This is a genomic window from Variovorax sp. PBL-E5, from assembly GCF_901827185.1.
GTDB lineage: Bacteria > Pseudomonadota > Gammaproteobacteria > Burkholderiales > Burkholderiaceae_C > Variovorax.
The window spans coordinates 381,317-399,881 of the sequence record NZ_LR594672.1 but is presented as its reverse complement, the minus strand read 5'-3'; the positions used below and the strand labels follow the sequence as shown (position 1 = coordinate 399,881).

Genomic DNA, 18,565 nt, shown 5'->3' with positions numbered 1-18,565 from the left:
ACCACGTTTCCTGAAAAACATTTCCAACGTCCCTCGGGAATTCCCAAGGTATACCCTGCGCCTCCTGGCGGGCAAGCGCGATGGAATCGGGACCGAATGGGCCGCTTGCTGGCGATTTCATGCCAGGCGCCGATGGCGTCGTGGCCTCAGCCCCGCCATCGCACTGCTGTTGCGCCGCTACCTGGTAGTGCAGCAGCGGAGACCGGTCGCGCGGGAGAGCGCAGCTGACGACCTGGTCATTCGGCACCTTTCGGCGCGCAAGGCGATGCGCCCGGCACGGCCCTCGGAGGCCCGCCCCGAATGGGTTTTGCGGGCGCCGTGTGGATAATCACCAAAACAAGAGGGGCATCATGAACGTTGGCGAGCAGCTGGTTTCCTCGTACCTTCGGTACATCAGAAAGTGCGATTTCATCCAGACGAACTTGTACACGGTCGACGTGCAGGGTGAGATTGACGTCGTGGGCATCAATCTCAAGGAGCGAAAGGTGTACGTGTGCGAGGTTGCTGTTCACCTCACGACTGGCCTCCAGTATGTCAAGGACAAGCGACCAAACAATGTCAACAAGCTCGTTGAGAAGTTCTCCCGCGACATCGCTTACGCTCGGAAGTACCTGGGGGAGTACGAGCACCACTTCATGCTCTGGAGCCCAATTGTCAAGGACAGCCAAGGGGACCCCCGATACAACCAGTTAGGACACTTGACCGAAGTAAAGAGGCAGATTTTCGAAGCTAGGCAGGTCGAGTTGGAGTGCGTGGTGAACGACGCGTTCTACTCAGCAATGCGGGAATTGAGAGAGTACGCAAGCCGGCAGTCGTCGGAGCTCCAATGCCCGCTCATGCGACTGCTGCAAATCGAAGAATTGCTCGCACGCCATGTGAGCAAGGGCGTTCGAGCGCCAACCGCGGGTGGCGCAGAGGTGCTTGCCGGACTTCCTGTCAAGCCCGACTGTCGAGGCCACCGGCACCGCTCATTGACATCCTCCCCGCCCTAAAGGACGGGGATTCCCACTGCTGGACGGCCATGCCCGGCCGCGGCACCCAGCCCTGAAGGGCCTGGTACCTTATTCACTGCGGCCGCACTCTTCGTCGAGCGCGAATCCGCAGCGGAAAACGTGTTCTCCAACCACACCAGCCCACGCGCAAGGATGTTGCGCGCCGCGTTCACATCGCGGTCGTGGGACGTGCCGCAACACGGACAGGTCCATTGCCGTACGGCGAGCCCAGCTCGACCCTTGGGGCCGGCTCGCGTGCCGCAGACGTTGCACTCCTGAGTGGAGAAGGATTCGTCGACCTCCGCGAACCAAGCACTTGCGTCATCGCACTTGTACTTGAGCATGGTTCGGTAGCTGCTCCAGCCCGCGTCGAGCACCGATTTCGCCATTCGGGTCTTCGCGAGGGAAGCGGCATTGACGTTGCCGACGAAGACCGCCGCATGGCTGTATGCCTGAACGGTGGACAGCTTGTGCAGGAAATCCTTCCTGCGATTGGCGACCTTGGCGTGCAGCGCACGCACCCGGTGCGCCTTGCCAGCGCGCTGCGCGGTGGCAATCTTCGACTCGAGGTCGCGATAGAAGCGCTGGGCGTCCACCGAGGTCCCCGCAGAGTCGGTCATATGGCTCTTGAGCCCCAGGTCGGCACCAATGGCCCCTTTGAGGCCCTTGGGCGACGGCTTGGCCTTCGGCTGCACCTTGACCGTGACGTTCAGGAACCAGCGTCCGCGCACGTCCTCGCTGATGCTGCCCGCGCCGAGCTCGCGGTCGGCGAGACCGTAGCTGTCCCAAAGGCTCAGAAGATGGCCCTGGAAAGCCACCTGCCCGCCCTTGTAGCGCAGCGAGCGAGCCTTGAATGGAATCCACCCCAGGCTCCGGTTCGCGCGCTTAGGGTCGGAGACGCGCCAGCGCAGGCGCGCCTTCTTGAACTGCCGCCGGCGCGTGGCGAACTCCTCGGCAACCTGCTGGAACACCGCAGAGCCCACGAGCAGGCCCGCTTTGCTTGCGCCGTTGAGGTACTTCTGAAAGTCGAACCCGCTCATGAAGCGGCCCTCGCGGCGCAGCACCTGCTGGCCGAGGTCGTTGCAGTAGTTCCAGACCTGGTTCACGTCGCGCGCCATCGCGCGCAGCACGGCCGCGTGCTTGTCCTTCAGCCGAAGCCGAAGGACACGCGTCGAGAGCGGGGGGCAACTGGGAAGGGACACCGAGGCGTTGTTGTTTCAACTGTTGTTTCATCCAGTGTATCGCTGCATTTTAGATAGAGCAATGCCTTCGGCTGCAAACAACCCGCGATTCACTCCCCGCCCTAAAGGATGGGCTTCTCTCGCGTTGGCTTCTGGTGAAGCTGACGAACGCGCAAGTTGGCCCTGCGCAGCTTGGTCTGACGACGTTTGCAGCCTTCTTCGGATACGGCTACCTCCTGGTGCTAGTTTGCTGGCGGTTTCGGCACTTCATCGAGTAGTCCGCGCGCGGATTTCGTTCGGGGTCAGCCCCAGCATCCGGCCAAAGTAGATGTCGCCGTAGAGCCCGGGCAGCGCATCGACGAAAGGTTTCGGAAGTTCGAGGTATGCTGCCCTGGCTTGGACACGCTGAAACGCCTGGCCGTTGCTGCTTGGCACCCCTGGTCTCGCCTCTTGGCAACATCGGCCAGCAACACAGCTTGCTTGCCGCAAGATTCCAGCACCGCGTCATCTGCACTTTGCGGCCGTGCCGCCTGTTGACCTCTTGTCCCTTGCGGGCTTGGCTGAGCTGTCGCGGAGCAACGCTCCCAGCTCATCTGGTATGCCGCCTGCCCCGGGCTACCCAGCACCACCCAAGTCGCTTCAGCTTCGCCATGGTTGCCGTGCGGTCGTCGCAGGCCGCCATCGTCTTTGGGTCGCCGCCGGAGCCCCCACGACACTGACTGTTCTGCCGCTCGACCAGCGCCTTCAATTCAGACGCTTCGTCGGCCGCGGAAGCACTAGCAACATGAAATGCAGCCAATGCGCACGCGAGGGTAAGGAGGAGTTTCATGCCCGCATTCTGCTGCATGCCCGCGATTGAACAGACCTGCGTCTGGCCATCACGAGGGAATAGTCAGCGCGTGGCGGGGTCGTAGTAGATGGCATCCAGCAACGCGGCACGCCCGGCCCAAATCCGCTTCTCCAGCGGGTCCGTGGGCTCGGGCGCGAGCCACCAGGGCGAGCTGCGAATCCGAAGTACGATTCGCTCCCAGTAGTTGTCGAGAGAGGTGTTGTTCGCAACGGCAAAGTGCTCTGCGATGCCCTTCTTGTTTGGCCTGCTGATGCAAACGAACTGGTCCGGCCGCTTCATTGCGAGCAGGCGCGTTCCGGTTGCGATGCCGCCCGAGGCGCGTAGGTCTTCGCTCAGCGCGCCCATGAACTCTTCTCGGAACAGCTCGTAGTGTTCCAGGTTTACGGGGCCGGTTTGCGGGATGAAGTCCAGCGCGCGCGACAGCCCCTCCGGCTTATTGATGACAGTGGTGCTGAACGAGCCACTGGCACCCATCGCGCCAAACCAGGCCCACTCATGGCCGTCCTTCTTGGCTTGTGTCCCGCCCATCGTGCCAGCAATGCGCTTGCGGACGTCTACATCGAGCTCGGCGTATGTGGGCTTGGAACGGAACATTGCGCCCAGTTGTTCCAGCACCTGCAGCCTTCCCTCAAGCGTATGGTCCGAGTTCGGGTTTTCAATTTTGACCCGGGCAACGAATTCCTGCCACGCCAGGTCCTGTGGTCCGGGAATGTCGTCTTCCGCCTTGGACTTTTTTACAGGCACCCACCGCGCAAGCTCGTCATGCGCGGCCTTGGCGCGGCGGTGATTGGCCTGGTAGCTGTAAAGCCACTCGGGGGTGACATCGACCCCAGCGCCCCACGACTGGGCAACGAAGGCAAAGAGCTTCTGGAGTCCGGCGTCGGTCGCGTTGCCGCGCATCAGGGTGCTGGCTTCAATGTTCGTCGTGAAAGCTCGATTCGTCAGGTTGTGACTGCCCACCACGGCGGTCCAGTCCTCCTTGCTTCGGAACAGGTAGACCTTGGGGTGGAAGAGCGGACCCTCCGGAAGCATGACCTTGAAATTCGGCATCTCCTGGAAGCGTTCAATGACCGACGGCGCGGTCACGTATCCGTGCGTGCCGACGACGAGGTGGCGGAATTTGGCGCGGTGCTCAAACGCCGCCTCGAGAACCTGGTTGTCCGTGGCCCAAGCCACCGCCCAAGCGGCGAGGTCGCATTTTGCCATCAGGTCGACGAGCGTATTCGTCGTTTGTTTGCTGTCCGTCAGTAACTCTACTTGCATTGGTCTTCCTCTTTCTATTTGTTGGCCAGCATTATGGGCAGCGAGACGGCGACCAAGCGAGGCAGGATGTCACGGAGCGACTTTTCTCGCACGGCGCGATGCGATGCTGCGCCGGAGCGTAGTGCCTCGGACTTGCCGACGATTGAATGTGTCTATACAATATCAAACATCAAGCACACCTAAAACGAAAGGGAGTCCATGGCGAAGTTCAAAGATGCGCACCTGCAGAAGCTGTACGACGGAATGCTCGCCGCGGCTGCCGACAAGAACAGTGAGCTCTATCACGAGGGCCAGCCTCGTCGCGGCGCGGGGCACCGGGCGGCGTTCTGGGATGGCTTCTCCGGAAAGTACACGCTTAACGGCGCAACTCGGTCGGCCAACGTCGTGCCAGGCACCTTCAGCTCCGCCTGCTTCCAAGCTGGTCAGGCCTGGGCGCGCAAGCTTGCCGCTGAGAGCAAGCCCGCGTCGAACCGCGGCGGTGCTGGCCGCAATCAGGGTCGCAAGCCGGGGGCACCTGACGGGCTTCGCAGGAAGGCTCGAGGGGTGCGCTTTTCTGATACCGAATGGGAGGACGCGAAGCTGGTCGGCATCGACGTCGTTCGGGCCTTTGTTGCGCAGCGTGCCGCTGAACTGCGGGCCCTCCCTGGCGAGGTCCTTCTGCACCTGCAAGCATCACCGGAGCCGCTCGAGGCCTACCAGGTCGCCAAGGCCTTGGGCGGAAGGTTGACACCAATGGAGGCCGGCCGGGTGCTCGCCGGGCTCGAGCAAGATGGGCTTGTCGCCAGTGACGATGAAACGGGCACCGCTAACGACCTGTATCGGCGGTTTCGCGCCGCGCCAGGCCGTTAGACAAGGAGCCTGACCCGTACCGGCGCGCCTGGTTGCGCTTGCGCGGAACGGCGTTTAAACGCAATCCCTGTACTGGGCCAATGCCCCGCCATCACTTTAAGCACCGAGCGTCTTTCCACTCTTGCACCTTAGCAAGACTGGAGACCTCGATTGACTTTCCCCACCCCCGCACGCCCGCGTAAGGGCACCCCTTACCAACTGGACATCGTCGCTGCCAACGGCAGCACGCAAACCCAGTACTTCGACACGCTCACCGCGCTGTCCCAGGCTCTGAAAGGCGCCTGGCACAACCACGACGACTGGCTCCGCCGACTCGAGCCCACACCGGGCACACCGTCGCATGGCCGGAGACGCACCTGCGTGCCTACAGCCCGCGCGGCAAGGCCCTGGACGTGCCTACGCTGTACGCCAATGCACGCCCCGCCTGGTACGACTCCGGCCGGTACCCTTCCCGCGGCTACAGCAACCGGCGCGGCTCCGTGTACGGCATCCGCAAATGGCGTGGCGGACCGACCTACCGCAACTGCGCGACCATGGCGCAGCGCCGCCAAAACGCAGCCTGGCACCCTGAGGAAGGCGAGGTGGAATGCCGCGCGACCAGACGCGACGCCTACCTGTTCCACTCCTGGGACGGCCGCCCGCGCGGCGTCGAGCGGTCCTGGAAGTCCCAACACAAGGGCCGAAAGGCCTGGGACCACTGAGGAACGCTATCCTTGCCAGGCTGTACTGCGAAATCGCCGCGAGGCTACACGTGGCAGGACACTGAAAACAAGGAACCACATGGACTCAGCCCAACACGCCCAGCTCATCCAGACCATCAAAGGCCAACTGGCTGCAGCAGGCTGGAAGAAAGAGAGCGGCACCGGCGTTGCAAGCAAGGTATTCCAAACCGCCGTCGGGCCCAAGGTCGCTCACGCGTACGTGAGCCGTGGCGACGGGTACAACGTTACGCTCTCAGGCGACTACCAAAGCGAGGGCCGCAATGCCCTAGAGCCTCACGGCACGCTCATCCCTGAAGGCGCCGATGAAGACGCGGTACGGCTGCTCGCACGGAAATTTGCCGTAAATGCGGACCAAGTCATCTCACAGACCTACGCGGCACGGCTGCATCAGGTCAAAGCGGTCACCGTCGCTCGCGACTGAAACTCTTCGCCCCTCCTGCCCTGCGCAGCGAGGGGCTTCTTCATGGCGAAGCACTTCGGTCACCGTTCGGCTAGTGCGCATGCGATGATTTGGGCCGTCTCCTACGGAGGAGGCTCTTCATTCGCCAAACATGACCCCAACTTTAACTATCGAAGACCTCCTGGAGGCGCTCGGCAATGACTGTGCGAAGCATGGGAGTGCGCTAATACCGGCCACCGCCAGCGACCTCGATGCGACTCCGAGGTTGCGGTTCGCGTGGGAGGATTTCCTGAAGGCAGTCGCCGCTGAAAAACCAAGCGCCGTCTTTTGGCAAAAACAATGCTTTGTGCCAGAGGACTACGTCCAGGAATGCATGGAGGAAGAGGGTTGGAAGCCCGTATTTGAGATGAGCCGCAGAGGTCGCTGGCCAACGCCGGCCGAGACTAGTGCGCACGTCGCCGCAGACCTGGCCTTGGTCGAGCGCTTCAGCGGCCAGCCCTATTTCATCTTGGCGATGTACACAAAGGATGGCGCGTTCCGTACCTCCAGCGTATTACTGACCTGGGCCAATGAAATCGCGGAGAAGATTTCCGATTTCATCGAACAACGTTTCGATGACGAGGCCGTATTGCAGGAGCAGTTGCACACGCTGGAGGCAGAGCGAATTGAGCGGCTTAGCTCGGAAATTGCCGCAAGCGCGGAGTTCCAGCAAATCCGCGGGCTACCGAAGCGGCTCCTGTGGGTCCAGGCGACCTATGGCGGCAAAATTCCCCCTCACAGCCGTGGCAGGATTGAGCGCATCTCCCAAAACGTGGACTACGTGGACGCAAATCTGGCGTATGTAGTACAGAAGGCCCACGACAAGACCTGGGTTGCAAGCAACGTCGGAAAGGCATGAGCGGAGAGCCTTTCGCTCAGGTGCTCGGTATCAGCGCAACCCGCCGGTGCGAATCGGACTGCTTAGGGTACGGCTGCGGAGGCTGAAAGCCCGACATCACAATCGCCTTCTCGCCGGTGCGTCCCAGCGGCCAGGCGTAGACATGATTGCCCGGATGCTTCACAGGCCGCAGGAGGCCGCTTCGAAGAACTCCGTCGAGCCACTGGGCTGGCTCCTGGCCGAACGGCCGTGCCGGTGCACCAAGGTGAACCAGCGCGCGCTCGGCCGCCTCGTGTCCCGACTCCAGAAGACGAATCTTTGAGAGCGAGCGGGGACTGACCACGCGCCCAGACGCCGTGACGTGATGCGTTCGAGGGGTCCCTCGCCCCAGGTACCGCCCGTTGAATGCCTGGTAGCAAATGCCGACATGCCCAGGCATCGTCAGTCCCCCGTCCTCGTCTCGCCTGGGCACTGGGTCGGAGTACGAGACGACGGCCTTCATCGCCGGCTTCACCTTCTTGAGCAGGTCGAACGCGCGACCCAGGAAATAGGTCTCGCTGCAGTAGGGAGCGGCGTCAAGCAGCACCAGGCGGCCTAGCTCCAAGCCTTCGCTCGGGGGCACAGAGCAGTACTTCGGAATCACCCGTTGGTTCATGGGCACGGAGAACACCGCGACGCCCATCAGCTCCGCTTTGGGACCAAACAGGCCCACGCGTACGACGGACGCTACGAACGACCGGCTGTAGTGGTGGGCCTCCACGAACTTTCTTGCGACGCCCTCCGTGATGAGGTCCACAGCGAAGTCCCCCTTCCTAAATCCTTCGTCCCTGTCGACACGGAAGGACGACTTGCCGTCCCGCCACCGTTGCGTAGGAATTGGTTTTCCAGAGGAAGCGGGGGCGCACAGGCCTCTGGCGACTTGTAGTTTAGATTGCATGTGCATTTAGTTTATACGGTTTCCGCGGTCCGTAAATCAACCTTGCTCCCACGTTCTTCTATAGGTGCCATAAACCGTGTCGCTTTTCTGTCTTGACCGCAGCGCTGCTGCCAAGGACGACCGCGATGGCATCTACCTACTTCTCGACTGCGCAACTGCGCCCCTACCTTGACCGCACCAGCATCGGAGCGACGGCCCTCGTGGTCGCCATCCTGAGCGGCGCGCCGCATGACCGCAGTGGCGCACCGACCCGCTGGCCCGTGCTCGAACGCCTGACAGTTGGGCAGCTGCTCTGCGACTTCATGGTCCGAGTCGAAGCGCTCGGCGGAGAAATCGTTACGCCCGAAACGGTAGCCGGCCGGGCCTGCATGGACGCCATCGCACCCCTGCTTTGGCACGAAGGCCTGGTCGATGACAACTGGGAGCCCCCCGGCCGGCAGCTGGACGCGTGCATCGCGCTTGCGACGCCGCTGCTGGCACCCGTCCTGGGCACGAGCGTCACGGAGCTTCTGCAGTACCGGCCGGGCGCGACCGGATTCATCGGCGGGTACGCGAGCATGGTGTCCGACGAGCTCGACGTGACCCTTCAGAACTACTTCGGGGGAAGGGTCGACAAGAACGGGGTCGCCCGCCTCGCCGACAACCTGCCTCTGGCGGCGGGGGAAGGCCTCGTGCTGTCGATGTGGCGTGCCGGCCTGCACCGCTATGCCGAGGACGGCGAGAAGCTCTACGACATCGCTGCCTTGGTCTCTGATGCCAAGGGCCGGCCCGTGGCCACCTTCGACGCTCGAATCGTCTACCTTCGACGCGGCCAATCTGCCGCCAAGGCGCTGTGGACGCTCGACGCCTATGACGAAGCTGGCCTCAAGCTTGGGACCAGCCTCCATGTGCTCGAGCAGCATCAGCGGCTCCCTGATAGCTTTTATGACGGCAAGGGCCTCCTGTTCCTGGAAGCATTCGAGGTCCGGCACGACCTGCGCGGTCAGGGGCTCGGGGCCGAGCTGCTGAAGGAGTTGCTCCCGCTGGCTCTGGGTGGTTTGCGCCGTCGTGTCAGCAAAATTGCCATGGCGCCCTTCCCGCTCCAGTACGACTATCCGGTCTCCGAGAAGCTGCCGCCGCAGCTGGTGATGGACGCCGTGGACGCCGTCGAGTCGCTGCGAGCGCACATCGACCGCGTCCGGCCGCAGGACCTGCACCCGTGGACCGCGGGCAGCGACATCATCTTCCTGGGGCAGGACCCCCGCGCGACCGGGACGCACGACGAGCAGCTCTACCTGCTTTCAGAGCATGCGAGCTGAGACAGCACCGGCCCGCATCGGCATCTTGGGCGGCGCGGGGCCCTTCGCGAGTGCGGTGTTCCAGGTTCGGCTGGTCCAGGCCTGGGCGCGTCAGATGTCCGGCGCGTGCCTCCAAGACGAGCACTACCCCGCAATCATCCACCTCAGTGAGGCCTTGCAAGGACTCGGCGCCGACGGCGTGGAATGCCGCCGTAGGGCCGCCGCTTCGCTTGCGCGCGGTGTGTCGCTGTTGAAAGAAGCGGGTGCCGCCTTCGTCGCTGCGCCTTGCAACAGCCTGGGCGAGGTCCTGACCAACTGCACGGGCACCCTCGGTCTTGAGGTGTTCACCCCATGGAACTCGGCACCCGCCATGCGACAGCCCGCGTCCACGGCGGTGCTGTGTTCCAAGAGCATGAGGGCGTATCTCTCCGCGCGCTACCCAGAATTGATTTTCCCGAGCGACGCCGCCCAAGCCGCAGTTCAACTGCTCATCGAGCAGGGGATGGCGGGTCAGGCTCCCTCAGCTTGCCTACTGCAGGCGCTCATCTCCGAGCAGCTGCGCCGCGGCGTCGCCGAGGTGCGCATTGCCTGCACAGAACTGTCGTGCGCGCAGCTCGAACCCGATGAACGGGTGCTCGACACCATGAATTGCCTGGTGCGCGCCACGGCTGACCGTGCGCAGGCGCTATTTCGGGCCTCCTTCCAAGCCTCAACATGAATCACTATCCCCCTCCTGCCAAGCACGCCCTTCCGAGCGGCCTCACCGAGCTGCTTGCCCAGCTTCGTCTGGAGGATGCGTTTTCCGCACCTGACTACGTTTGGCGTAAGGGCAATGCGCTGAACGCCTACCTTCGCGCATCGGGGCTCCGGGCCGCCGTGGTGGCCGTGAGCGGGGGCGTGGACTCCGCCTTGGTGCTGGCGCTGGTCAAGGCGGCCAGCCAACAGCCCGGCTCGCCGATTCAGCGCATCGTTCCCGTGCTCCTGCCGGTCTTCACCGATGGCGCTGCCACCAACCAGGACCTTGCAACGTCACGCGGCGTGGAGCTCTGCGGCGCGCTTGAACTGCTGCCTGTCGTTATCGACCTGTCGAAGGCGCACCTGGCGACGAAGACGCTCGTCGACAACGCGTTGTCGACGTTAGGCGAAGGCTGGGCCTCGGGCCAGCTGGTGGCTTATCAGCGAACTCCGGCGCTTTACTACGTCACCAGCCTTCTGACCCAGGCCGGCACGCCCGGCATGTTGATTGGCACGACGAATCGCGACGAGGGTGCGTACCTGGGCTACTTCGGCAAAGCCTCGGACGGCCTCGTGGACGCACAGCTCATCTCGGACCTGTACAAGTCCCAGGTCTATGAGGTTGCCCGGCACCTGGGGGTGCCGTCCTCCATCCTCGAGGCGACGCCGACCGGAGACATGTACGACGGCCGCACGGACGAAGAAGTCTTTGGCGCCAGCTATGACGCTGTGGAGCTCTTCCTTCGCGAGAAGGCCTGTACCGATGTCGCCCGGCGAATTGCGGCAGTTGGTATGGCAGATGGCCGGAGCGACCGATTTGCGGGCCAGCGCGCGGCGTTGGAGGACCTTCACCGCTACAACCACCATAAGTATCTGGGTAAGTCGCCGGCGGTGCACTTCGACCTTTGGGATTGCCGAATCGAGGGTGGGTGGGACTACCACGTGGCCAGGGAAGCCAGGCAATGAAGACCGAGGCAAGCGCCCCCATTGCCTCCTTGTTCACGATGAGCGCCCTGCCGTCCGCGCGCGGGCCCGGCGCTCGCGCACGAAGGCTCCCCGTGCCGGGCGAAGCTTGGCATATCCGGGGCCTGATTCAACCCGAGCTTGTCGAGGCCATGCGCCGAGAGGTCCTGTCGGCGCCGAGCGTGCCAGTCGGGCCTGACGGCATCCTCAGCAACTTCAAGCCTGGAACCCACCCAGCCTCCTGGCGTAGCAGCAGCTTCAGCGCGGAGTTGGCGAGCCATCTCTGGTCCTGCCTTCCCTCCTCCCTGCTCGAGCCACGCGCGTTCAGTGAGCACGACCGAGCAGACCACGACGGCCATTCGCTCTGGAACCCGGTTGGCGTCAACGCCTTGCATCGATTCATTCGTTACGAGCCCGGCAGTGGCCATCTGGTGGGTCACTACGACGCTCCGTACATCGAGAGCGAAGCTCGCAGGACGCTTTTCAGCCTGGTCGTGTACCTGAGCGACAACGAAAGCGGTGAGACGAGGTTTCTGCGTGACGCGCAGGACCCGCTCCCCTTCGCAGCCCGAGATTTCAGTGACTGGTCCCGAAATGCCAATGCCGACGAGGTGCTGCTGGCAGTGACGCCCCTAAAGGGCGATGCCCTGTTGTTCGAGCACCGAATGCTTCATGACGGAGCTCCGGTCCTCGGGCAGGAGAAGCTGATTTTGAGAACAGACCTGGTCTTCGAGCGAACGGGGGCGCCCACTTGACGGAACGCCACCCCCGCCCTGACCGCTTTGTCGCCAAGGCGCTATTGGACCCCTACTATGCGCCGCTCGCCGCCGCCGGCGCGAGCCACGAGACGCTCCGAGCCGCCGGTTTCATTGACGACCTCCTGGACGGCAGCGTTCGGGCGCACCCTTGCTGGTCGCCGGCGATGCTCACGACGCCCTTGATGAAGGTGCGACGAGCACTCGCCCAGTCGCCGGAAGACGCCCGAAAACTCGTTCTCCTGTCGACGGGCAGCTACTCCCCGATGCACGAAGGGCACATCGCCCTCATGGAGCGAGCCCGGACGCACGCGCAGGAGCTCGGATACACGGTCGTAGGCGGCTATATGTCCCCTTCCCATGACGCCTACGTCAGCGTGAAGAACGGCGGTACGGCGGCGCTGCATGCAGAGCAACGAGTCGCGCTCGCCGAGGAGGCCGTCCGCCACAGCGACTGGCTCTCCATCTGCCCGTGGGAGGCACGGCATGCGCCGGAAGCCCTCAACTTCACGGATGTGCTCGACCGCCTAGCGGCCTACCTGGCCAGGCACGTTGACGCAATTGAGTTGGGATACGTCTTTGGCAGCGACAACCTGGGGTTCCTGGCGGCTTTCGCAGAACGCGGCCTGGCGTTTTGCGGTGTTCGAGGCGAAATGACCACTGAAGCGCTGCGCGAAACCCATGCGCTCCTTGGCGGCCGTGAGCATCGCCTTCACATGATGCCCGCTACGCGCGCGACGCGGGCCGAGACCGCATCGTCTACCAAGGTGCGTAGCGGCAACCTCTCCCTTATCCCTGAGGCAGCGCGTGCGCGGTACCGGGCGCTCGTGCAGCCGCCGAGCCAGGCCCCGACGATGACACCGGCATACCTCGTTCGTCGCGACCTGGCCCATGCGACGTCCAACTGGGGGGTCGACGCTGCGGCCCAGGCCGAGTTCGAGGAGTCGCTCATGGACGTTCTCGCTTCGAGCCTCGGCGCCGCCGGCGTGGTTCACGGCATCCCGCTGGCGGCGCAAATCGAGTTGGCAACTGCAGCGCGCGAACCCGAGACGTCGATGCTGAGCCTGGACGCGTGCGTTCTGGGCGATGCGCAGCTGCGTGTGAGCCGGCTCTTTGACGTCGGAGGTGGCCAAGTGTTCTCGTCACAGCGCGTACCGAGACCCGGGGCCGCGGCCCTCGCGCTGCAACTGGCCAGCCTCGACCGGTCCCGGAAGTGGCGTGTGCTGGATGATGACAAGGCCACGGGGGACACGGAGCATTCCGTGCACGCCCTCCTGACGGCAGAAGGCGTCCAGGTGGCCGGCTTCACCTACCTGAATGAGGCCTACCTGCGGGGAACCGAGCTGGCGGAGCGCGAAGTGCTCGACATCGTGGATGCGAGGGACTTTCTGCTGGGAGCGAGGGACGGCGGGCTCGTCATCGAATTGCCAACAGGGGAGACAGCCCGCGCGCCCTACATGCTTCCTTTCGTCAACCTGGTCTTTAGGGCCAAGATTCCCGCTGAGGCATGCAACCGCCTCTCGCGCCAACTGTGGGAGCTGAACGTCGCGTGGCTGGAGGCCTACGCGCCGCGGCTCACCGTTTCAGACGCGGACCCCGCTTCAGGCGCCCTGCTGACATACCTGGGCTTTGCCTCGACGACAACGCTGGTTGACTGCTGCAACGCGTTGTCCGCGTGGTCGGGCGACCTCAGCCTTCGCTAGTGCCGGCCGGGAGCTCAAGAAAAGGAAAGGCCTCCTCCAAATTGGAAGAGGCCTGAAGGAGGTCAGCGGAGCCGAGCGTTACGCCGGTTCGAGCTCGCGTTCGCGGAACGCAACGCCGGAAATGGCCATGTCGAGGCCCTTCCTGAGCTTCTCGCAGAGGTCGTCGTAGCCGTGCGCCACGTAGGTGGCCTTGCGGAAATGGTGGGGGTTCACGTTGCCGCCAAAGATAGCCGGGCTCAGCGTGTCATCCGATTCGAGGTCCATGTGCCAGGAGAGCACGTAGACGTCCGGTTGGCTGGAGTAGCCGTTGAAGTAGACGGTCACCTGCAGGCCGCGAGGCGTGTCGATTTCAACGTGAATTCCACGCGGGCCGGGGTACTCGCCGCCTTCGCGCCGGGTGGAGGTTGCGCCGCAGTCGCGAACGAGTTTTTCAACGCCTTTTGCCATCAGCTCGCGGTCGCCTTTGCGGAGCACGGTGAGCCCGAGCGTCTTGGTCTTCTTCATGTGAGTGTCCTGTGTGAAGTGGTCCTCCCTCGTGTAGGAACGGACCTGGCACCAAGGGGCGAGGCACGCGCCCCGCTAAAATGAAAGCCGCGCTCGACGGGCGGCAGGTTCATCCTGTTGCGACGCTGGCAGCAGGCGACGACTCGCCAAAATATGGGCTTGAGACCGCGACGACCCACGCCGCGTGCGCGAGCTCTTGGCTGCCAATAGCGTTCCGCGCCCTAGCGCTCTGACTTGGTCGCGTCGCCTATATGCTGAACCAACGAAACGTCGAGTTTAAAAGCCTCAGCTGCTTGCTGCGCTTGTGGCGATGTGCTATACTGACGACATCGTTGTATATCCTCTGAATCGGAAACGTGTCTAAATGGGGTTCGATTCCCCACACTTCCACCAAGAAACGCTTTAGATGAGGCGTTTGTTGATGGGGGTGACCTGGATTCGAAGACGGGCGGAAGTGCAGGCGGCAACGCGGGTTGGGACTACCCGGCAAGGCTTAGGTCTTGTAGAACAGAACGACATGACAATTGCCAATGAAAGCAATTTCCGCCTCGCTGCTTAAGCAGGCCGGGGTCTAAAGGCACCCTGTAACCTAAGCCTTTGTGAGCCGCAGCAATGCGGCTTGCCGGCGCCTCGATGTACTCACGTGCATCGGGGCGTTTGACCCTCTGGCGCGCTCACGCGCCGCCCTCCTCTCAAGGATTCCATCGTGACTGCACCAAACCCCGCACAAAGCGGACCTCGACAGCGCGAAACTCGGACGGTCGTGGACAACCGCCAGGCGCGACACCTCTACTTCATCGAAGACACCTTCGAAGCCGGCCTCATGCTGCGCGGCTGGGAGGTCAAGGCCATCCTGGCCGGCCAGGCCACGTTCAATGGCGGCTCCGCCTTCATCCGCCTCAAGGACGGAGAGGCCTTCGTCGAGTCGCTCACCATCACCCCCCTGGCACAAGCACGCAAGGGTCTGCTGGAAGAGCTGGAACCCACCCGCCCTCGGCAGCTGTTGCTCAACAAGGCTGAGCTGCGCAAGCTCGAGCGCCGCGTGGACGAGCGCGGCTACACCGTTGTGCCGCTCGCCCTGACGTACACACGCAAGCTGAAGCTGAACATCGGCTTGGCCAAGGGCAAGAAGCTGCACGACAAGCGCGATACGGTTCGTCAACGTGACCAACAGCGTGACCTCGCACGCGAGCTGAAGGCGGCATAGCCGAAAACGGAACGCGGGAGATAGGGCCAACGGCTTTGCGAGCCCGGGGGCCCTCTGGTACACAAGCGCGCACGGGAGCGAGATTGGCTGGCTATACGCAGGAGGACAACCAACCCGCTCCCAACTATGTGCCAACCATCTGCTCTGCCTACCCGGACCATCGCAATCGCGTCGGCCGTTGCTGCCTGCGCCGTCGCAGGTTCGTGCGCCAAGACCTGTTCCACTCCGCCTGCAGACTGCTCCGCGAAACCTGGCGGCCTGACTTCTCGCGCAGAGTCGCCGCAAGCTGCGCCTGAAGAAGTCGCGCCAGACGGACGCCCGTCCGGTGACCAAGTCGACGGCGCGGACCCCCAGAGCTAGTCCCTCCCCTCCCTCGAGACCCGCCTTGTGCGGGTCTTTCTTCCCTGCGCCAGAACCCTGGACGCGGGCGCAGCCACAAGGGGTCCGTTGGCGGAAATCCGTCGGATGGGGAAGGCGAAGCCGCTTCCTGCTGACCAGGCTTGTGAGCAGAGGCCTTCGGGTTCTAAGAGCGCAGCACACTCACTTCGCCACGCGGGGTGGCGGCACGGGGGCTGGTTCTACACGAGGTAGGTCAACTCTTATAGGAGCCATCCATGGCACTCTCTTCTCGTTCCAATCTGCTCTTCGAGGTCGCTGGCGTCGTTCGCGAGGCCTACAAGCTTCTTGATAACAAGCAAGGCAACAACGGTCGCGCGATTCGCCGGTTCATCCGACGGCACGGCGGCTGCGTCAACGGACAAATCGTCTTTGTGCAATCTTTCTGCTTCGAAGACGGCTACTCTCCTGAGCAACTCGCGGCCGTCGAGCGCTACGCCGAAACAATCGACGAGCTGAATGCGACGTTTTTCCCCGCGGACGTCGTGATTCAGAAAGTCGGCTGCGCCCGTGACGACGACTTCGGTTCGGTCGCGAACGTGTACATCGTGCAGCTGGACATTGACACTGCCTCAGTGCGTGAGATGCGCCACCTGGTGCATCTGGTGCTGGTCCTCAACGACACGCTCCAAGAGTTCGCAGTGTCTCGCAACGCCACGGCGTTGTTCGACTACCCAGACTACGTGTACCGAGGGCTGGGCTGCGATTGTGCCTCGGCGACATGGGCTGTCGAGGGAAAGGACAAGCAAGGCAGCAGCGGTGTGCTCGAGTGGTGCATCGATGAAGTCGACGCTCTAGAGCGTCTCGCTCTGATGCAGGCCCACCCGCATCGCTTCCCCGAGCTGAGCGTGGCGAGTCCAGCAATGCTGGGCATAACTGCCTGAGCGGATATCCGCTGATTCCCGCCTGGAGCTAACACTCCAGGCGGTTCTTTTTGCCCCTCGGCGGTGCCCGGTAAGAAAGAGCGTGGCTCCTCGGCGAAGCCCTGATGTCCTGGCCGAAGCGGCCACGGCTGCGCTGTTGTGGAATCTACAGCGGCTGCTGTGCAATGTACAACGGTCGGAGATGAGCTTGACGGCAGATGGCTACACCCATCAGGCCAACCGACATTTCATCTCATGCAAACCTTGACTTCAGCACACCCGTCCTTCCGCTACCTCTGGAGCAGCAACAGGTCGGATACCTCCACGCCCAAGTACCTTGCCGCCAGAAACGTCCTGGTCGGAGAGGCTCCGCCGTCACTCGTTGGCAACTGGGCAAACGGGCGCGCCGCACGGCTCGTCCAGAAGCTCGGCTTGAGCAAGGTCAGCGAGTTCGAACTGGAGGACCTCGGCGAAACCAACAGCCTTGTCATCCGCAACCTCTTGCGTTCGGTGCTCCAACCAGTCCTCGGCGAGCGCAGCATCCGTTACCTGTCAACAGACTACGGGGCTATCGTCGGCGGCGGCTTGCCCTACCACCACGACATGCCCTACTCGAACGGTATCTTCGGCGCCTGGTGCATCGAAGGACCGCCCGAGCGGACGGTGCGTTTTGGCGAGATGGACATCGAGGTGCCATTTAAGCCAGGCACCGTGGTTGTGTTCGACCCGGCACAGCCACATGCGTTGCTCAACGGCAAGCGCCAGTTCGAAGAAACGGACTACGCACCAACCGACCTTGTCGGCATGGTGGGGTTCGTGGCCCTGAGGACGCCAAAGGCTTGTGCCGCTCTCGGCATCGAGGCCTACGGACCCAAGAAGCACAAGGGCATCCGCACCACCCCGAACCAGTTCGAGGCGTGCCCCCGCACGGGACGTATCCCTGGGCTGGCACGTTAAAAACTACTTCTGAAGACCGCCCTCGCCGGCGGTCTTTTTTTTCCTTGTGCCGTTGACCCGACCGGCGAAGAGAAAGCCCCGTCCAAATGGACGGGGCTGGTGAAATCAGAGATGCGCGGTGAGCCTAGGCGGAAACCAGGCCTTCGGCGACAGCGTCGACGTGGGCACTGCGCCAGGCGATGTCTTCGCTCGGGTAGCTGTAGTTCGACTGCCACTGGGCGTCGCCGAGGCGCATCCAGGTGTAGCCGTTGGCGCCGAGCTGCACTCGGTAGCCTTGAACACTGAGCGCCTCGTGGCTGAAGTCGTCTGGAACCAGGGCGATGTTGACTTGCTCCAGAACGTAGGCGGAGAACCGGTCCATGGCTTCGGGGTCCTGGTGGAGAAAAGCCAGTGCGACCTGGCCCTGCAGCTCGGCGGACCAGTTGTTGTCAGTTGCGAGCTCGCTGAAGAGGCGCTGAGATTTGGTAGGTGTTGGCATGTCGCTCCTGTTGCGTGGTGAGGTCCTAAGCCGTCTAGCGAATCCCGTGGACGGCCAGGACGCGGCCTACTTTCGCGCGTTCGGGTTGCCGGTTCGTTGGTCGGTCCCACTGGGCAAGAAAGCGCAATGAAATCAACGGCTTGATGCCGACTGGAGCCTCGCCCGTGCCGCCAAACCTTCCGGTTCGTTTGCCGTTCGCTGTGCGCTACTCGACGACGGCGCAGACCTTGCCGAGAACGCGTTCTCGGGCCGTCCAGCCGTTCTCGTGCCCATGGGCATTGGCAATGAGCACCTGCCCGTCCCGCACGGCGCCGATGAAATGCAGGTAGTCGGCCCCGCGTACACGCGCGAGCACGATGTCCCCAACGCCAGGCGCGCTGCCCGCTAGGATGGGCTCGAGGGTGACGAGCTGGCCACTTCGCATGTGGGGCCGCATCGAGTGGCCGCGCGGCCGGAAAGATACGACCTCGCCTGCTCGAAGCTTCTCGATGTAAGGCGCGGCCCAGCCCATGGTGCTATCGGGCGGGCGGCGGCGTCACCGCCACAACCCGCAACGCGATGTCGGCAACATTAAATAGGGCTGCAGCCCACCGCAGGCTACCTATACGGGTTCTAGGCCACCTTGCGCCCATCTCTCCGCGCCCACAACGGGTCGC

General features: G+C 63.3%; 19 protein-coding genes and 1 other RNA gene. 14 read left to right on the top strand and 6 right to left on the bottom strand.

Annotated elements, in window-relative coordinates; genetic code table 11:
- Window positions 1-350: 350 nt before the first annotated feature.
- Window positions 351-992, top strand: coding sequence for a hypothetical protein (locus tag WDLP6_RS29685; RefSeq protein ID WP_068674195.1), 642 nt, complete (start codon window positions 351-353; stop codon window positions 990-992).
- Here WDLP6_RS29685 and WDLP6_RS29680 read toward each other — a convergent pair.
- Window positions 989-2,194 carry an RNA-guided endonuclease InsQ/TnpB family protein gene (locus tag WDLP6_RS29680; RefSeq protein WP_241520350.1) on the bottom strand — a complete coding sequence of 402 codons (1,206 nt, stop codon included), beginning with the start codon at window positions 2,192-2,194 and terminating at the stop codon, window positions 989-991. The genes WDLP6_RS29685 and WDLP6_RS29680 overlap by 4 nt on opposite strands.
- Window positions 2,195-3,065: 871 nt before the next feature.
- Window positions 3,066-4,286 (bottom strand): phospholipase D-like domain-containing protein, encoded by a 1,221-nt coding sequence (locus tag WDLP6_RS29675; protein ID WP_068674196.1) that lies wholly within the window; start codon window positions 4,284-4,286, stop codon window positions 3,066-3,068.
- A 198-nt stretch (window positions 4,287-4,484) separates the two neighbouring features.
- On the opposite strand from WDLP6_RS29675, the gene WDLP6_RS29670 reads away from it, so the two are divergent.
- The 4 genes from WDLP6_RS29670 (at window position 4,485) to WDLP6_RS29655 (ending at window position 7,155) form a co-directional block, all read left to right on the top strand.
- Window positions 4,485-5,135 (top strand): hypothetical protein, encoded by a 651-nt coding sequence (locus WDLP6_RS29670; protein WP_162570888.1) that lies wholly within the window; start codon window positions 4,485-4,487, stop codon window positions 5,133-5,135.
- Window positions 5,136-5,527: 392 nt separating this feature from the next.
- Window positions 5,528-5,836, top strand: coding sequence for a hypothetical protein (locus WDLP6_RS29665; protein WP_068674201.1), 309 nt, complete (start codon window positions 5,528-5,530; stop codon window positions 5,834-5,836).
- A 79-nt stretch (window positions 5,837-5,915) separates the two neighbouring features.
- On the top strand, window positions 5,916-6,278 hold the full coding sequence (locus WDLP6_RS29660; protein ID WP_068674203.1) for a hypothetical protein: 363 nt from the start codon (window positions 5,916-5,918) through the stop codon (window positions 6,276-6,278).
- 130 nt (window positions 6,279-6,408) lie between these two features.
- The gene (locus WDLP6_RS29655; protein WP_162570887.1) at window positions 6,409-7,155 is read left to right on the top strand and encodes a hypothetical protein; all 747 of its coding nucleotides are present in this window, start codon (window positions 6,409-6,411) and stop codon (window positions 7,153-7,155) included.
- 16 nt (window positions 7,156-7,171) lie between these two features.
- Here WDLP6_RS29655 and WDLP6_RS29650 read toward each other — a convergent pair whose 3' ends face one another.
- On the bottom strand, window positions 7,172-7,930 hold the full coding sequence (locus WDLP6_RS29650) for a Mom family adenine methylcarbamoylation protein (RefSeq protein WP_068674207.1): 759 nt from the start codon (window positions 7,928-7,930) through the stop codon (window positions 7,172-7,174).
- Window positions 7,931-8,196: 266 nt separating this feature from the next.
- On the opposite strand from WDLP6_RS29650, the gene WDLP6_RS29645 reads away from it, so the two are divergent.
- From WDLP6_RS29645 to WDLP6_RS29625, 5 genes are read left to right on the top strand one after another with little or no spacing between them, the layout of a single operon-like run.
- Entirely contained in the window at window positions 8,197-9,369 is a 1,173-nt protein-coding gene (locus tag WDLP6_RS29645) for a hypothetical protein (RefSeq protein ID WP_068674209.1), read from the top strand.
- Window positions 9,359-10,066: an aspartate/glutamate racemase family protein gene (locus tag WDLP6_RS29640; protein ID WP_068674211.1), complete on the top strand. Its 708-nt coding sequence runs from the start codon at window positions 9,359-9,361 to the stop codon at window positions 10,064-10,066. The genes WDLP6_RS29645 and WDLP6_RS29640 overlap by 11 nt, the downstream gene beginning before the upstream one ends.
- Window positions 10,063-11,049 (top strand): NAD(+) synthase, encoded by a 987-nt coding sequence (gene nadE / locus WDLP6_RS29635; RefSeq protein WP_162570885.1) that lies wholly within the window; start codon window positions 10,063-10,065, stop codon window positions 11,047-11,049. Before WDLP6_RS29640 ends, nadE begins: the two co-directional genes overlap by 4 nt.
- A complete protein-coding gene (locus tag WDLP6_RS29630; protein ID WP_083944152.1) occupies window positions 11,046-11,801 on the top strand; it encodes a 2OG-Fe(II) oxygenase in 756 nt (251 codons plus the stop codon). Before nadE ends, WDLP6_RS29630 begins: the two co-directional genes overlap by 4 nt.
- Complete coding sequence (locus WDLP6_RS29625; RefSeq protein WP_162570884.1) at window positions 11,798-13,504, top strand: hypothetical protein; 1,707 nt, start codon at window positions 11,798-11,800, stop codon at window positions 13,502-13,504. Before WDLP6_RS29630 ends, WDLP6_RS29625 begins: the two co-directional genes overlap by 4 nt.
- Before the next feature lie 78 nt (window positions 13,505-13,582).
- On the opposite strand, the gene WDLP6_RS29620 is transcribed toward WDLP6_RS29625, so the two are convergent.
- A complete protein-coding gene (locus tag WDLP6_RS29620; protein WP_068674216.1) occupies window positions 13,583-14,008 on the bottom strand; it encodes a hypothetical protein in 426 nt (141 codons plus the stop codon).
- A 279-nt stretch (window positions 14,009-14,287) separates the two neighbouring features.
- Here WDLP6_RS29620 and ssrA point away from each other — a divergent pair.
- The 4 genes from ssrA (at window position 14,288) to WDLP6_RS29600 (ending at window position 17,431) form a co-directional block, all read left to right on the top strand.
- Window positions 14,288-14,633, top strand: a transfer-messenger RNA (tmRNA) gene (gene ssrA, locus WDLP6_RS29615).
- An 81-nt stretch (window positions 14,634-14,714) separates the two neighbouring features.
- Window positions 14,715-15,215, top strand: a complete 501-nt coding sequence (gene smpB / locus WDLP6_RS29610; protein ID WP_083944153.1) for an SsrA-binding protein SmpB — start codon at window positions 14,715-14,717, stop codon at window positions 15,213-15,215.
- 614 nt (window positions 15,216-15,829) lie between these two features.
- Complete coding sequence (locus tag WDLP6_RS29605; protein ID WP_162570883.1) at window positions 15,830-16,495, top strand: hypothetical protein; 666 nt, start codon at window positions 15,830-15,832, stop codon at window positions 16,493-16,495.
- 234 nt (window positions 16,496-16,729) lie between these two features.
- A complete protein-coding gene (locus WDLP6_RS29600) occupies window positions 16,730-17,431 on the top strand; it encodes a hypothetical protein (protein ID WP_068674222.1) in 702 nt (233 codons plus the stop codon).
- Between the two features lie 124 nt (window positions 17,432-17,555).
- Here the strand turns inward: WDLP6_RS29600 and WDLP6_RS29595 are convergent, their stop codons facing one another.
- Together WDLP6_RS29595 and WDLP6_RS29590 are read right to left on the bottom strand one after the other, a co-directional pair.
- Window positions 17,556-17,909 carry a hypothetical protein gene (locus WDLP6_RS29595; protein ID WP_068674224.1) on the bottom strand — a complete coding sequence of 118 codons (354 nt, stop codon included), beginning with the start codon at window positions 17,907-17,909 and terminating at the stop codon, window positions 17,556-17,558.
- 205 nt (window positions 17,910-18,114) lie between these two features.
- The gene (locus WDLP6_RS29590; RefSeq protein ID WP_068674226.1) at window positions 18,115-18,420 is read right to left on the bottom strand and encodes a S26 family signal peptidase; all 306 of its coding nucleotides are present in this window, start codon (window positions 18,418-18,420) and stop codon (window positions 18,115-18,117) included.
- Window positions 18,421-18,565: the final 145 nt, after the last annotated feature.

Coding starts and splice junctions, on each gene's coding strand:
- WDLP6_RS29685 (WP_068674195.1), top strand. CDS start 351: ATGAACGTTGGCGAGCAGCTGGTTTCCTCGTACCTTCGGTACATCAGA.
- WDLP6_RS29675 (WP_068674196.1), bottom strand. CDS start 4,286: ATGCAAGTAGAGTTACTGACGGACAGCAAACAAACGACGAATACGCTC.
- WDLP6_RS29670 (WP_162570888.1), top strand. CDS start 4,485: ATGGCGAAGTTCAAAGATGCGCACCTGCAGAAGCTGTACGACGGAATG.
- WDLP6_RS29660 (WP_068674203.1), top strand. CDS start 5,916: ATGGACTCAGCCCAACACGCCCAGCTCATCCAGACCATCAAAGGCCAA.
- WDLP6_RS29655 (WP_162570887.1), top strand. CDS start 6,409: ATGACCCCAACTTTAACTATCGAAGACCTCCTGGAGGCGCTCGGCAAT.
- WDLP6_RS29645 (WP_068674209.1), top strand. CDS start 8,197: ATGGCATCTACCTACTTCTCGACTGCGCAACTGCGCCCCTACCTTGAC.
- WDLP6_RS29640 (WP_068674211.1), top strand. CDS start 9,359: ATGCGAGCTGAGACAGCACCGGCCCGCATCGGCATCTTGGGCGGCGCG.
- nadE (WP_162570885.1), top strand. CDS start 10,063: ATGAATCACTATCCCCCTCCTGCCAAGCACGCCCTTCCGAGCGGCCTC.
- WDLP6_RS29630 (WP_083944152.1), top strand. CDS start 11,046: ATGAAGACCGAGGCAAGCGCCCCCATTGCCTCCTTGTTCACGATGAGC.
- WDLP6_RS29620 (WP_068674216.1), bottom strand. CDS start 14,008: ATGAAGAAGACCAAGACGCTCGGGCTCACCGTGCTCCGCAAAGGCGAC.
- WDLP6_RS29605 (WP_162570883.1), top strand. CDS start 15,830: ATGGCACTCTCTTCTCGTTCCAATCTGCTCTTCGAGGTCGCTGGCGTC.
- WDLP6_RS29600 (WP_068674222.1), top strand. CDS start 16,730: ATGCAAACCTTGACTTCAGCACACCCGTCCTTCCGCTACCTCTGGAGC.
- WDLP6_RS29595 (WP_068674224.1), bottom strand. CDS start 17,909: ATGCCAACACCTACCAAATCTCAGCGCCTCTTCAGCGAGCTCGCAACT.
- WDLP6_RS29590 (WP_068674226.1), bottom strand. CDS start 18,420: ATGGGCTGGGCCGCGCCTTACATCGAGAAGCTTCGAGCAGGCGAGGTC.